Here is a 15,134-nt window from a genome sequence, read left to right on the forward strand (position 1 = left end):
AAAGCATAACGAGCTGAGTAAAAGGATATTGTATGCGTACTAATTATTGTGGGCAGTTGAACCTGGCCCATGAAGGCCAAAAAGTGACTCTTTGTGGGTGGGTAAATCGTCGCCGTGATTTAGGTGGCTTGATCTTTATTGATATGCGAGATCGCGAGGGTATCGTTCAGGTATTTTTTGACCCAGACCAGAAAGAGGTCTTTGCTCAGGCTTCTGAACTGCGTAATGAATTTTGTATTCAAATTACGGGGATTGTGCGTGCGCGCCCTGATAACCAAATCAATAAAGATATGGCAACCGGCGAAATTGAAGTTTTCGCAGAAAGCCTGATGGTTTTCAACCGCTCGGAGCCATTGCCACTGGACAGCAACCAGAATAACAGTGAAGAGCAGCGCCTGAAATACCGCTATCTTGATCTGCGTCGCACTGAGATGTCGCAGCGTCTGAAAACCCGTGCCAAGATCACCAGTTTTGTGCGTCGTTTTATGGATAATGCGGGTTTCATTGATGTTGAAACGCCAATGCTGACTAAAGCAACACCAGAAGGTGCGCGTGACTATTTAGTGCCAAGCCGTGTGCATAAAGGCGAATTTTATGCACTGCCGCAGTCTCCACAGCTTTTCAAACAGTTGTTGATGATGTCTGGTTTTGACCGTTATTACCAGATTGTAAAGTGCTTCCGCGATGAAGACCTGCGCGCCGATCGTCAGCCTGAATTTACCCAGATCGACGTTGAAACCTCGTTTATGACCGCTGAACAAGTTCGCGAAATCATGGAAAAAATGATCCGTGAACTGTGGCTGGATGTGAAAGGTGTCGATTTGGGCGGCTTCCCCATTATGACATTTGAAGAAGCCATGCGTCGTTTTGGTTCAGATAAACCAGACTTGCGTAACCCTCTGGAATTGGTGGATATTGCCGATCTGGTTAAAGACGTAGAATTCTCTGTCTTTGCTGAACCTGCAAACAATCCAAAAGGCCGTGTTGCGGCTATTCGCGTTCCCGGCGGGGCAGAGTTAAGCCGTAAGCAAATTGATGAGTACGGTAAATTTGTTGGCATTTATGGCGCGAAGGGGTTGGCATGGATGAAAGTGAATAACCGTGCTACCGGCTTAGAAGGCGTGCAAAGCCCGATAGCTAAGTTCCTGTCTGCGGAAGTGGTTGAAGACCTGTTGTCCCGTACCAATGCTCAGGATGGTGATATCCTGTTCTTTGGCGCTGACAAGAAAAATGTTGTCACTGATGCTATGGGAGCACTGCGTCTGAAACTGGGCCGCGACTTGAATATTACCGATCTGGCAAGCTGGAAACCGCTTTGGGTTATTGATTTCCCCATGTTCGAAGACAATGGCGCAGGTGGTTTGACGGCAATGCATCATCCATTTACTTCTCCGCGTGATATGTCGGCGGCTGAATTGGAAAGTAACCCAGAATCTGCTATTGCGAACGCTTACGATATGGTGATCAATGGCTATGAAGTTGGGGGCGGTTCTGTCCGTATCCATCGTAACGAAATGCAGCAGGCGGTATTCCGCATTCTGGGTATTCATGAGCAGGAACAGCAGGAGAAATTTGGTTTCTTACTGAATGCCCTGAAATACGGTACACCGCCACATGCTGGTTTGGCTTTCGGCTTGGATCGTCTCGTTATGTTGTTGACTGATACAGATAATATTCGTGATGTGATCGCTTTCCCGAAAACAACGGCAGCGGCATGTTTGATGACGGATGCACCAAGCCCGGCGAATTCAGCCGCGTTGGAAGAATTGGCTATTTCAGTCGTTAAAAAAGAGAACGAATAATGGCTTATAAGCGCCCTGAATCTGTACTGGTTATGATTTATGCCGTTGACAGCAAAAGGGTGCTGATGCTACAGCGACGGGACGATCCTGAGTTTTGGCAATCTGTGACAGGTAGCCTTGAGAAGGACGAAAAACCGTGGGAGGCGGCGTTACGTGAAGTACAGGAAGAGATAGGTATTGATATTATCAATGAAAATCTTGAACTGAAAGATTGTCAACGCTGTCTTTATTATGAGATTTTCTCGCACCTACGATATCGATATGCTCCTGGGGTCACGAGGAATAAAGAACATTGGTTCTCTCTGGCATTACCTGAAGAGCGAGAAATTTTGCTGACCGAACATCTGGCTTATCAATGGCTGGCGGCGGAAGAAGCGGCCACATTGACGAAGTCGTGGAGCAATCGGCAAGCAATTGAAGAGTTTGTCATTTAGTCTATAAGACGTTTTATCGGAGATATTTGCATGGCAGGTCATAGTAAATGGGCCAATACGAAACACCGCAAAGCTGCACAGGATGCGAAACGTGGTAAGATTTTTACAAAAATTATCCGTGAATTGGTAACGGCTGCACGATTGGGCGGTGGTGATCCCGATTCTAACCCACGTTTGCGAGCTGCCGTCGATAAAGCGCTGTCCAACAACATGACTCGTGATACGTTGAATCGTGCAATTGCCCGTGGTGTTGGTAACGACGAATCAGATAACATGGAAACCATCATTTATGAAGGCTACGGCCCTGGTGGTACAGCAGTCATGGTTGAATGCCTGAGCGATAACCGTAACCGTACTGTTTCTGAAGTTCGTCATGCATTCACCAAAGCAGGCGGCAACTTGGGGACTGACGGTTCTGTTTCTTATCTGTTCACCAAAAAAGGGGTTATTTCCTACGCACCAGGCCTGGACGAAGATGCGGTAATGGAAGCCGCATTGGAAGCAGGCGCTGACGATGTTGAAACTTATGATGATGGTGCGATTGACGTCTATACTACTCCAGAGTCTTTTGGCGAAGTTAAAGATGCATTGGATGCAGCCGGTTTCAAGGCAGATTCCGCAGAAGTTTCTATGATCCCGTCAACGAAAGCAGAACTGGATGCAGAAACTGCGCCTAAATTACTGCGTCTGATCGATATGCTTGAAGATTCTGACGATGTGCAAGAAGTTTATCATAATGGTGAAATTTCTGATGAGGTTGCAGCACTGCTGTAATTGGCATTAGGGTTCACAGCGTAGAGAAAGTGTTCCTCAAATCAGGGCACTTTCTCTAACGTTTTTATCCCATATCACAGGCAAACCGATTTAGGCGAATAATTCGATATGGCGATTATTCTTGGTATTGACCCTGGCTCCAGAGTCACGGGATATGGCGTTATTCGCCAGCAGGGACGGCAACTTATCTATCTCGGCAGCGGTTGTATTCGGACAAAAGTCGATGACTTACCCAGTCGTTTGCAGAAGATTTACGCCGGAGTTACTGAAATCATCACTCAATTCCAGCCCAATGCTTTTGCAATAGAGCAAGTTTTCATGGCAAAAAATGCAGACTCAGCCTTGAAATTGGGGCAGGCGCGTGGAGTCGCAATTGTTGCAGCCTCTAACCAATCCATACCGGTATTTGAATATGCAGCCCGTCAGGTTAAACAGACGGTGGTTGGTACGGGGGCGGCCGAAAAGAGCCAGATTCAGCACATGGTACGTTCGATGTTGAAATTGTCTGCTAATCCACAGGCCGATGCCGCTGATGCGTTGGCCATTGCTATTACACATTGTCATCTCAGTCAAAATTTGCTGCGGGTGGGTGATGCGCGGTTAAATTTAACGCGTGGTCGTCTGAAATAGTTGATGCTGGATATACGTCCAGCTTTTTTTGTGCTATAAGCTAGCGGAACGATTTATTTTATTTTCAGGGGGTAAACAGTGATAGGGCGTTTGAGAGGAACCGTGTTGGAAAAACAGCCACCGTTGGTTTTATTGGAAACTCACGGTGTCGGTTATGAAGTTCATATGCCAATGACCTGTTTTTATGAACTGCCTGAAATTGGCCAGGAAGCGATTTTATTTACACAATTTATTGTGCGTGAAGATGCTCAGTTATTATACGGTTTTAATGATAAACAAGAGCGTGCACTGTTCCGTGAACTGATTAAAGTCAATGGTGTTGGGCCTAAATTAGCGCTGGCAATTCTCTCGGGCATGTCGGCCCAGCAATTCGTTACAGCGATAGAACAAGAAGCTATTGCTTCATTGGTTAAGTTGCCGGGTGTTGGCAAAAAAACGGCTGAAAGGCTGGTTGTAGAGATGAAAGATCGCTTTAAGGGGCTTAATGGCGATCTATTTAACCAAAGTAGTGATGTTAATTTGCCGGCTGTCAGCAAACAAGCGAATTCCGCTGCCGAGATTGAAGCAGAAGCCGCAGCGGCACTGGTTTCTCTGGGATATAAACCACAGGAGGCCAGCCGGATGGTGAGCAAGGTAGCTAAACCAGGTGCAGATTGTGAAACCCTTATTCGAGAAGCACTTCGTGCGGTTCTGTAATCACAGGAGTTAAGTGATGATTGAAGCTGACCGTCTAGTTTCAGCAGGCGTTCTGCAAGATGATGAAGCGATTGATCGTGCTATTCGGCCGAAATTTCTGTCTGAATATGTTGGACAACCCCATGTTTGTGAACAGATGGAAATTTTTATCCAAGCGGCACGTCAGCGTGGTGATGCACTGGATCACTTATTGATTTTTGGCCCCCCTGGATTAGGTAAGACCACGCTGGCAAATATTGTGGCAAATGAAATGGGGGTTAATCTTCGTACTACATCTGGGCCGGTATTGGAGAAGGCAGGGGATCTTGCCGCTATGCTCACTAATCTGGAACCACACGATGTCTTGTTTATAGATGAAATTCACCGTTTATCGCCGGTTGTGGAAGAGATCCTTTATCCGGCAATGGAAGATTACCAACTGGATATTATGATTGGTGAAGGGCCAGCCGCCCGCTCCATCAAGATTGATCTTCCCCCCTTTACTTTGATTGGTGCGACCACTCGTGCAGGCTCTTTAACTTCACCATTACGTGATCGATTTGGTATCGTACAGCGTCTTGAATTTTACAATGTTGATGATTTGCAGAGCATCGTTTCCCGTAGTGCACGCTATATGGGATTAGGCATTTCAGATGATGGTGCAAGGCAAATCGCGATGCGTTCTCGTGGCACTCCCCGTATTACGAATCGATTATTACGTCGTGTGCGTGATTTTGCTCAGGTGAAAGGTAATGGCACAGTTGATAGTCATATTGCATCTCAGGCACTGGATATGCTGAATGTCGATTCGGCCGGATTTGATTACCTTGATCGTAAGTTGCTGATTGCCATTATTGATAAATTTATGGGTGGCCCCGTTGGGTTGGATAATTTGGCCGCGGCGATTGGTGAAGAACGAGAAACGATTGAAGATGTACTGGAACCTTTCCTGATCCAACAAGGATTTATCCAACGAACGCCACGCGGGCGTATTGCAACCCATCATGCTTACCGGCATTTTGGATTGAGCAAGGAAGCCGAATAATAATCATTCTGACATACCAGCTCCGGTTAATTACCAGGGGCTGGATATATTTCTTATATTGTAAAAAATCAATCTATTTTCCTCTTAAATAGGTTTTCATAATACTGAGAGTATCAGATGTTGGCGTTCCTTACCCCGCGCGGAGCGCGGGGTAAGGAATACTCCTATCGTTTTGAAACGCTATTTAAAAGAATGCCATTTTTTAATGGTTGTATTTAATATTTTAAATTAACCTTTGTTTTTGATAAGGATGTTTTCCTTTTAATATATTTTTTATTTTAAAGGATGACATTTACCTTTAAAAATTTTCTTGATTTTAAATTGTATGATTTGTTTTTTTAAAATAATACTTATTTTTAACAGAGGTATCTATTTTAAAGGTTACAAATGTGTAAGATTTATTTACATTGTCATCTATAGCTATTATAAATTCTATACCGATTTAACTTCAAGATGCGTGTGATTTCTCCCCGCGAAGCGGGGGAGAAATCGGGTTTCATATCGTGTTGTAAATTGCAACTTGAAGTTTAATGCGTATAGTTGGAAATTGATTAAGAGGTTGCAGAAATACACAGTATCATGCCTTCCTGTAAATCAATGTGCATGTTTTAATTCTAATTTAGAACCCACATCCCAAAGAGTATTCAAAAGCATATGAGGAAGATGATATGTTCTTAAGTAAAGAATCGTTCAGTCATGAGGAGTGGAATGACCCAAAATTTCAATTACGTAACTTAATTAAAACATCTGAGGATTTAGGTAAATGGATTGCATTAACGGATGGAGAAAAGAAAGCGATTGAGGCTGTGAAAGGAAAATACTTATGGCAGAGCACGCCTTATTATGCTTCGCTTATGGATAAATATGACGAGAATTGTCCCATTCGATTGCAAACTATTCCTCACTTAAGAGAGATGAAAATAGAGTACAATTCTGATAATGATCCGGTAGGCGATACTTCAAACCTTAAAACAGCCAGAGTGATCCATAAATACCCTAATCGAATTGTTTTACTTGTTTCCGATACTTGCCCTGTTTATTGTCGCCATTGTACACGTAAATTTCATACGACAGATGTTAACGGAACCTATTTTGGGGCCGATATTGCTGCATCATATGAAGAAGATTTTGCTTATATTGAGAGCCATCCCGAAATTGATGATGTCCTCCTGACTGGCGGTGATCCCTTAATACATTATGATAAATTTCTTGAAGCCATTATTAAGAGACTAAGAAGCATCAAACATATTAATATCATTCGTATTGGAACCCGTTATCCTGTGTTTGCTCCCCAGCGAGTGACAGAAAAATTCTGCCAAATGTTGGAAAAGTATCATCCTATCTGGGTTAACACACATTTCAATCATCCTAAAGAAGTGACCGAAGAGGCGGCTGCTGCTTGTGACCGATTGCTGCGACATGGCATTCCAGTGCAGAACCAGTCTGTTTTGTTAAAGGGTATCAATGATGATGTGGAAACGATGCGCTCATTGCTGAAGGCCCTCTTGAGAATTAGGGTTCGTCCTTATTATTTGTACCATTGCGATAATGTATCTGGTGTTTCTCATTTCATGACGACGCTGGAGAAAGGGCAGGAGATTATGGATGCACTGGTAGGATTCGAAACAGGTTTTAGTGTACCTCAGTATGTCGTCACAACCACATTAGGCAAGTTGGCTGTTAACCGAAAATATATTAACACGCATGAAAATGGTCGCATTATTGCGAGGAATTATAAACAAGAATATTTAGATATTACTGAATATATTAAACCTCCCTCTGTATTGAATTATGGCGCCGAAGCACATAGTAATGGTGAAATTATTCCCTTCAAGGCTGTCGATTATAAAAAGAGCGATCTGATTAATTTAAATGTAAATTAATAGAGATATTCATAATGATGCAAGAGAGAAATTTCTCAACCCGCATTGCAAGCAGGTCAAAAAATATTAATGCCTCAGTAACAGTAGGGTTGGCAGATATCGTTGCTAAACTAAAAAGTGAAGGTCGTGATATTATTGGATTGAATGAGGGTGAGTTGGATTTTAATACCAGTGCCACTGTTGTCAATGAAACTATTCGTGCATTGATAGATGGCAAGACACGTTATAGTTGGCTTGATGGTGAACCTAAATTAAAAGAGAGGATTTGCCATAAAATATTTGAAGATAACCGAATTAAAGCGACACCTGAAAATATCATAGTGACCAATGGATCAAAGCAAATTATTTATGAAATACTACAGATATTAATTGAAGAAGGTGATGAGGTTATTATTCCTGTTCCCTGTTGGGCAACCTATTTAGAAGCGGTGAAATTAGCGGGTGGAAAAGCAGTTTTAATTGAAAATATTGGTGTGGATCTGGATATAGAAAAAATCAGACAGGCAGTGACTGACAAGACCAAACTTATCATTATCAATACACCGAATAATCCGACAGGCGCTGTTTACTCAAAATCAGCGTTACAAACATTGTGTCAATTGATTAAAGAAAAACAGATTTTCGTGTTATCTGATGAAGCCTATGAACAAATTGTATTTGATGTTGAACACCACAGCTTAGCTGCAATTGATGACAACGAATACATTATAACGGTACAAACATTTTCCAAAAGTTTTGCCATGACGGGATACCGCATTGGTTATATGGTTGCCCATCCTGAGTTAGTCAGCAGGGTTTCTGACCTGCACGGCCATATGACTGACAACGTTTGTACGTTTGCACAATATGGCGCTATTGCTGCACTTGAGATGCCAAAGGATTTATATCAAGAGCGGCTGGAAATACTGAAACAGAGACGGGATCTGTCATACCGATATGCCCGCGAACTTTTTGAGTGTGAATTACCTAATGGCGCATTTTATTTGTTCCCGAATGTCAAAAAATACCTCAACGGTCGTCATCGCGACGCAACTCAATTATGTGAATATTTGCTCATTCATGCAGGGGTCGCGCTAATTCCCGCAGAAGCCTGTCTTTATCATGGACATATACGTATCTCTTTTGCTGCATCAATGGATGCTATTGAACAGGGATTTGAAAGGATAGCAACTGCATTGCGGTAACTTATGACAATGAGGATTAATAACCATGAACCAATCTATATATTCAATTGAATTGTCAACTTCAGAAATTGATGAAATTCAAGCCCTCATCGGGCAATTGCAAAAACGTTATCACTCTACTGATGATCAAGATTTTGTTAGCACCTTGCCAGAGTGGGTAGAATCATTACCAACCCGATTGCGTATTGAATTGAAGAGATTCCGTAATCAGGGTTATCCACTGGCTGTAATAAAGGGATACCCTGATATGTCAGGGACTATAGGGCCAACTCCCAATCATTGGAAGGATGTCTACAATACGAATAGTAACTATGATTATTATTGTTGTTTGATGTCGAGCCTGTGTGGCGATGTGGTGGGTTTTTCTGATTTGCAGGAAGGAAAACTGGTTCAGGAAATATTCCCAATCAAAAAGGATGCCGGTAAGCAATTGGGTACAGGTTCGGTAAACCTATTACTGCATACTGAAGATACTTCCCTAGGCTATCGGGCGGATTATCTCGGTTTTATGTGTATCCGTAACAACTATCGAATTCCAACTTGTGTATCAATACCGGATTTTTCCAAATTGAGTGAAAAAACGGTCACCATCCTCAAAAGAAATAAATTCCGTATTTTTAATGACCGACCTTGCCTGTCGAAAGAAGAGCGTGACGAAAATTATACCATCTGTCCCATTCTTACCGGCGGTGGCGATAATATCCATATGCGTTATGATCCACTGTATCTGGATAAAGAAGCCTTGGATGACGAAGAGCGTGAAGCTGTGGCCGAACTAGAGGAATTAACTGAGGCAGCGGTATTTGATTTGGTTTTAAGCCCAGGTGAAGTTGCCTTTATTGATAATTATCGTTGTGCTCATGGCCGCAAGGCGTATCAACCTAAATACGACGGAACTGACCGTTGGTTAAAGCGCACCCAAATATTAACGAGGTTGCGTGATTTCAAGCACATGATGCTACCCGGACGCATTAACGTATTGCCTTAAATCTAAGCATAGGGATTAGGCTTTTGCTTTCTTTAAACCATGAATTGCCAGGTTGATAAATGAAACAAAAGCCTGTGCGGATTGTATCTATGTCATCTTTTTTATTTGGCTTATTTTTTATTTGGCTTAATAGTTATGCATAAACAAAACAAAAATGCAGAGAATGAGCGTTTTATCGAGCAATGGCAAGCCTGCTTACAGGGGCTTGATACGGATAATATCCTTATTCTGGCGTTATTGAAAAAAGCACTTGGCGATGTTGATGCAATACGATTTAACGACATGCAATCTAAGCGTCAGCTAAGTTGGCGCCAATTACTGTGCAGCATTGTCCGCGTTTATCGTTACTTATGTGAGCTGGAGGTTGCACGTGGCCAACGGGTAGTGACAATTTCACATAATCGCTGGGAGTTATTGGCCATTGAGTTTGCTTGTCAGATTAAAGGGGCGATTTATACCCCACTGTATGCCAGTTATCCTGAAGAAATTATTGCCCATTGCCTGTCACTGACAGAACCCATTTTAGTTATTACTGAAACCGCGGAGCATGTGCAATCCTTGCCGCGGAATTCTTCGTGGCATGTCATTACATTGGAACCTTCCAACGTTTTTACCGATTTTTCCACCATTGATAGCGACATTCACCAAGTTACCGAGGATAAGACGGTCAGTGATGAGGGGATTGGGGCAGAGTTGCACAGTTCGCTGATTACAGATTTACGGGCGACACAGGCAGAGCAAGCTTTTTGCCTGATGTTCACTTCAGGCTCCAGTGGGAAACCCAAGGGTATTGCTTAGTCAGGCCAATATTCTTTCACAGCAACAAGCTCTGAAAGAGTTATGGCATTTCGATGGCCCACAATCTTTTCTCAGTTATTTACCGTGGCACCATAGTTTTGGTGGCTTATTTGAAAAATATACAGCTATTTTTAGTCAGGCCGTATTACATATTGATAACAGCCGGGGGTGGATATTGCGCGGATGTGCGCCAACCTAAGCCAGCTAAAGCCGACGCGGTTTTTCAGTGTACCGAAAATACTGACCGCGGTTGCCAATAAGATGAAGGATTCAGCGAATTTTTACCACGAGGTGGCTCCTTCATTGCAAATGATCTTTCTGCGGCTTCCAAACTGTCTGCGGACATTGAAGATTATTTCAACCGTTGTGACATTCAGGTTGCTGAGGGCTGGGGGCTGACTGAAACCAGCCCATGCCTGACACTTAAAGGCCCGGGCTATGAAGAACCGAACAGTGTAGGCCGCCCTTTACCCAATGTGACACTCCGTATTGATGAAGAAACTGGGGAAATTTTGGCTAAAGGGTCGAATGTTATGCTGGGTTATTATGCTGATGAAGCTGCGACCCAGCGCTGTTTCAAGCAACAATGGTTCAGGACTGGCGATCTCGGCAAAATGGTTAATGGAGAACTGGTGCTATTGGGGCGGTTAGATGCCGTCAGGAAACTGTCTAATGGTGAAAAGGTTTCCAGTGATACTATCGAACAGAGTTTGTTTGCTAAGACCGATATTATTAGCCATGCCATTATTGAGATTGAGCAAAGGCCATACGCCACAGCGTTATTGTTTATCAATCCTGAGCTTCGTCGCCAGACGTTAAGAGAGGATTGTACACTCCAGCATTCAACACGTTTGCGGGAATATATCTTACAGATCTTGCAGCAACACAATCGTCAGGTGACGGAAATTTCCCATAAGTTGATAGCGGTTGCGATCACAGAAACACCGCTGTCTGCTGATAAAGGTGAAATCACGCCATCATTTAAAGTCTCCCAGCGTACCGTGCGGGAAAATTACCGTGCTGTGCTTGATGCACTATATGACACTGATAGATCTTTCAATTTAAATCCGGCATGTCGTTCATTTTTGAAAGTTTCAGAAAATCACCTTGTTTCGCCCATTATTTTCCAAGATAACCTACTGACAGGCTCTATTAATTGGGAAGGGTTTATACACATCATTGGTCAAGTCAGAGGACAAAATCTGTCAGGTGATGATACTCAGAGATCCTTGCTTGACCTTGGTTATAATTCATTGACGATAGTTCAATTGGCGGAGAGTTTAAGCCAGGCTAGCGGTCAAGTCGTCACAGAAATAGAGCTGTTCTCCAGTTCGTCAATCCATCAACTTTGGCAAAGATTAGTGACACGGACGACGGGGAAAACTTTCTGCCATGCCAATACCACAGAACAGATGCTGTCAGGACAGGATCAGGCCGATGTGGCGATTATCGGCTATGCAGGGCGTTTTCCCGGCGCTGAGGATTGTGAGCAGTTATGGGAAAACTTGCTTGCAGGCAAAAGTATGTTTAGTCGTTGCCCTGACGATCGCCCCTTTATGACTACGTTGCTGGCAGAATTTGCAGCCAAAGGCACCCAATTAAGTGGGGCATTTTGCAATAGCATCCGTCAGTTTAACCATCGCTTTTTTCAAATCAATCCTAAAGACGCCCGATTGATGGACCCCAGCACCGGTTATTGTTGATGGTGACATGGGAAGCCATTGAACAGGCTAATCTGAGCCTGGATGATTTGAAGGAGAGCCGAACAGGTGTATTTATCGGTATCAGCCAAAATGGCTATCGGCAATTGTTACATGATTACCAGGCCGAGACGGGGGAAGAGGGTTATCCGAGTAGTGCAATTAACAATCAGAATAGTATATGCGCCAATCGATTGTCATATTTTCTGGATTTAAGGGGACCTTCATTAGTTGTTGATACCTTGTGCTCATCATCATTGGTGGCATTGCACCAAGCGCGTTTGAGTATTGAAAGGGGAGAATGTGATACTGCCATTGTCGGAGGAGTGCACCTGCAATTGGATATGGCTCATTTTAGGGAAATGAGCCAGTTGGAAGTGTTATCCAGTGATGGAATGTGCCGCCCTTTTGATGCCGAGGCGAACGGAACTGTGCTGGGTGAGGGCGCAGGGGTGGTGATCCTTAAACGCCATGATCTTGCCATGCGTGATAAAAATGATGTCAAGGCAATCCTGCTGGCTTCCGAGGTTTATCATGGTGGCCGTAGTAACGGTATTACAGCACCAGATCCACTTTCACAACAAAAGTTATTGGAGCGGTGTTGGACGAACGCAGGCATAAGAGCGAGTGATATCGCTTATTTCGAAACACATGGCACTGGCACACGTTTGGGTGATCCTATCGAGCTGGCTGGAATTAGTGCTTGTTTTCATGACCAAAAAACGCAGGCTCCCTGTTATCTTGGGGCTATCAAAGCCAATATTGGCCACCTTGAAGCCGCCGCAGGTATTACCGGGCTGATCAAATTACTATTGATTGACCAGCACAGAATAGCGCCACCAGTGGCAGCATTTAGCCAATTGAATCCCCGGATCTCGCTGGCCGAAGGGCAACTGGAGATCCCTACGACAATACAACCGTTACCTGCTGAAAAAAGTTGTTTGGCTGTCAGTGCTTTTGGTATGGGAGGAACGGGTGCGCATGTAGTCATTAAAAGTAATGGCAACCGCCCTTTTTCTGATGCGGAACAAATAAGCGAAACGTTGCCTTGTGTGTTGAGTGGATGTGATCAAGCTCATCTCCAGGCTATTGCCACCAGTTTATTAACTTATGTGCAACAGCAAGTGATGCAACAAAAATTTGTCCTAATGCATTTCTGTCAGGCGTTGGCTCAACGCACGGTGCTACCGGTTGTTTGTACTTTGGGGGTAAATAGTGCTGAACAATTGATTGAACAGTTATCTGCAATAGCCAGCGGGGAGCTTGTTGGTTATCGTGCCAGTGCAGCCAATAGCCAGGATAATACGACAACCCTGGCATTGGTTTTTGCCGGACAGGGAACCCAATCGGTGGCAATGGCGGAACAGTTGTATCGTCATAATGTGCAATTTGCACAGTGGCTCGATCACATCGATCAATTGTGTTCTGAAATAGCGCATGAAAGCGGGCAGCCAAAGGTGAAGGTAAAACATCTGCTGACTGAGCAGGTGGATGAACAGACGATCCATCGTACCGAATTTGCACAGGTGATTTTATTTGCTTTCGAGTATGCACTGTACCAATGCCTGCGCCCTGCTATCGGGCATGTCGATATTCTGCTTGGCCATAGTCTTGGCGAATATGTCGCGGCCTGTATAGCCAATGTATTTTCATTGAAAGAGGGGCTTAGGATCATCATTAAACGCGCCCAATTGATGGAGGCGAGTGATCCCAATGGTGCCATGATGATGGTGAACTGTTCAGCAGAGCAACTTGGCACCTTCATGGAGGCGGTTAAAACCGACAATGGAGTGGAGGAGGGCGCTAGCCTGACTATTGCTGTTGAAAATAGTGAAACCAATACAATTATCAGTGGCTCACGTAGTGTACTTGATCATTTCCAGTCGCAATTAGAGCGGCATGGTTTCCATTCTCGCTTTATCAGTACCAATAGGGCATTCCATTCTCCGATGATGGCAAATGCAGCCCACGAATTTGGAGTATTTCTCGCCAATATCCCCCTTAAGGCAGCAGATATACCCATTTTGTCTAATCTGACGGGGCAACCGGAAACAGATTGTTTCGCTACGGCAGAATATTGGCAACAGCATATGTTAGGTCGTGTACTGTTCCGTCATAACCTGAATAAATTAACTGCCATGGTTGGGCTGAAGATCATTGAGATTGGCCCCAAAAGTATGATCGGCGCGTTGCTCGATGAAGCTCCGCAACATCATCTGGCTTTAGCGTATTGTCCTGCCCAGAAAAACCAGCAGCTCAATTATGGTGATTTAGTAGCAGTGTTAGCCAGTGAGCATTTATCTGGTTCACCAAGAGATTGGCTGGCAATGTATGCGCCATTCACGCCGAAACCTGCCTTATTACCAGCAAGAAAATTATTGACAGAAGATTACTGGTTTACGGGAACTGCCATTGCGCCTTCATTGAATGGGGCAAGGCAACAAAAACCTGACGAACATTTCAACCTGACTGAGCGTGAGCCTCTCGCCATCATGCAACAACAAATTGACTGTATGAACGCTATCTTCCAGGCTCAATCAGAAATTATGAAGGGAATGTAACATAATGACTCAATTGCCAAATGAAATTAAACACTCTCTGCAAAGTTGGTTACAGTCAGAATTAGCAAGTGAACATGTGCCTACCGATACTGACTTTTTGGCACTGGGTATTGAATCTCTCACATTGATTAGACTGAAAAACAATATTAAATCTCAATATGGTGTTGATATCGGTATTGGAAAGTTTTTTAAAGGATTATCGACTATTGATAAGGTCGCTAATTTTGTTAGCAAGCAGGCACAACCTGCCTCGGTTGATAACTTGAGCAATCAACCACAGACAGTATCTGTGCCGATACCGCCAATAGCAGAGCCGGAGGTACAAGCGCATGTTCTAACGCCTCCAACAATATCGTTATCACCCTCTGTATCTCCTTCGGCGATGATGTCTAACAAACAGATTGTTACTAGCCGCGAAAACCAGACTGTTATTAGCAATAGCCCAGGCATGGAGATCAAACACGGCATTATGGCTGCCCAATTAAACGCCATGCAGCAATTATTTCAACAGCAGCTGGCAGTGTTGCAATATCTTGGGGGAGGAAGCGCTGTTCCGACGACTGGTGACCAGCTACCCGCCGCCGTTCAGCACCAGATCCCACTTTAATTTCAGCATCAAGCAACCTTTCATCTAAAGAGAGTGTTGTTAGCGAGCCATTA

At 43.9% G+C, this 15,134-nt stretch carries 12 protein-coding genes and 1 pseudogene; all 13 read left to right on the forward strand.

The features are described from left to right. Positions 1-32 precede the first annotated feature (32 nt). The 13 genes and pseudogenes from aspS to AAC853_RS09170 all read left to right on the forward strand — a co-directional run bounded on the left by aspS (position 33) and on the right by AAC853_RS09170 (position 15,081). Positions 33-1,802, forward strand: coding sequence for an aspartate--tRNA ligase (gene aspS / locus AAC853_RS09110; RefSeq protein ID WP_340614357.1), 1,770 nt, complete (start codon positions 33-35; stop codon positions 1,800-1,802). Beyond that, positions 1,802-2,236, forward strand: a complete 435-nt coding sequence (gene nudB / locus AAC853_RS09115; RefSeq protein WP_189759477.1) for a dihydroneopterin triphosphate diphosphatase — start codon at positions 1,802-1,804, stop codon at positions 2,234-2,236. The genes aspS and nudB overlap by 1 nt, the downstream gene beginning before the upstream one ends. Before the next feature lie 30 nt (positions 2,237-2,266). Then, positions 2,267-3,010: a YebC/PmpR family DNA-binding transcriptional regulator gene (locus AAC853_RS09120; RefSeq protein ID WP_273559027.1), complete on the forward strand. Its 744-nt coding sequence runs from the start codon at positions 2,267-2,269 to the stop codon at positions 3,008-3,010. Between the two features lie 108 nt (positions 3,011-3,118). Continuing rightward, the gene (ruvC, locus tag AAC853_RS09125) at positions 3,119-3,640 is read left to right on the forward strand and encodes a crossover junction endodeoxyribonuclease RuvC (protein WP_273559025.1); all 522 of its coding nucleotides are present in this window, start codon (positions 3,119-3,121) and stop codon (positions 3,638-3,640) included. A 78-nt stretch (positions 3,641-3,718) separates the two neighbouring features. Beyond that, positions 3,719-4,336: a Holliday junction branch migration protein RuvA gene (ruvA, locus tag AAC853_RS09130; protein ID WP_340614358.1), complete on the forward strand. Its 618-nt coding sequence runs from the start codon at positions 3,719-3,721 to the stop codon at positions 4,334-4,336. A 16-nt stretch (positions 4,337-4,352) separates the two neighbouring features. After that, entirely contained in the window at positions 4,353-5,360 is a 1,008-nt protein-coding gene (gene ruvB, locus AAC853_RS09135) for a Holliday junction branch migration DNA helicase RuvB (RefSeq protein ID WP_340614359.1), read from the forward strand. Positions 5,361-6,028: 668 nt separating this feature from the next. Next, on the forward strand, positions 6,029-7,243 hold the full coding sequence (gene blsG, locus AAC853_RS09140; RefSeq protein WP_340614361.1) for an arginine 2,3-aminomutase: 1,215 nt from the start codon (positions 6,029-6,031) through the stop codon (positions 7,241-7,243). Between the two features lie 14 nt (positions 7,244-7,257). Further along, positions 7,258-8,427 carry a pyridoxal phosphate-dependent aminotransferase gene (locus AAC853_RS09145; RefSeq protein WP_273559021.1) on the forward strand — a complete coding sequence of 390 codons (1,170 nt, stop codon included), beginning with the start codon at positions 7,258-7,260 and terminating at the stop codon, positions 8,425-8,427. A gap of 25 nt (positions 8,428-8,452) precedes the next feature. Beyond that, entirely contained in the window at positions 8,453-9,415 is a 963-nt protein-coding gene (locus AAC853_RS09150) for a TauD/TfdA family dioxygenase (RefSeq protein ID WP_340614362.1), read from the forward strand. Positions 9,416-9,550: 135 nt separating this feature from the next. Further along, a complete protein-coding gene (locus AAC853_RS09155; protein ID WP_340614363.1) occupies positions 9,551-10,213 on the forward strand; it encodes an AMP-binding protein in 663 nt (220 codons plus the stop codon). Beyond that, on the forward strand, positions 10,206-10,412 hold the full coding sequence (locus AAC853_RS09160; protein ID WP_340614364.1) for a hypothetical protein: 207 nt from the start codon (positions 10,206-10,208) through the stop codon (positions 10,410-10,412). Before AAC853_RS09155 ends, AAC853_RS09160 begins: the two co-directional genes overlap by 8 nt. Before the next feature lie 172 nt (positions 10,413-10,584). Next, positions 10,585-14,471: pseudogene (locus AAC853_RS09165) on the forward strand (beta-ketoacyl synthase N-terminal-like domain-containing protein); the annotation flags it as partial. Between the two features lie 7 nt (positions 14,472-14,478). Next, the gene (locus tag AAC853_RS09170) at positions 14,479-15,081 is read left to right on the forward strand and encodes an acyl carrier protein (protein ID WP_340614365.1); all 603 of its coding nucleotides are present in this window, start codon (positions 14,479-14,481) and stop codon (positions 15,079-15,081) included. The last annotated feature ends 53 nt before the right edge of the window (positions 15,082-15,134 follow it).

Source organism: Xenorhabdus thailandensis (assembly GCF_037996785.1).
GTDB classification, from domain to species: Bacteria; Pseudomonadota; Gammaproteobacteria; order Enterobacterales; family Enterobacteriaceae; genus Xenorhabdus; species Xenorhabdus griffiniae.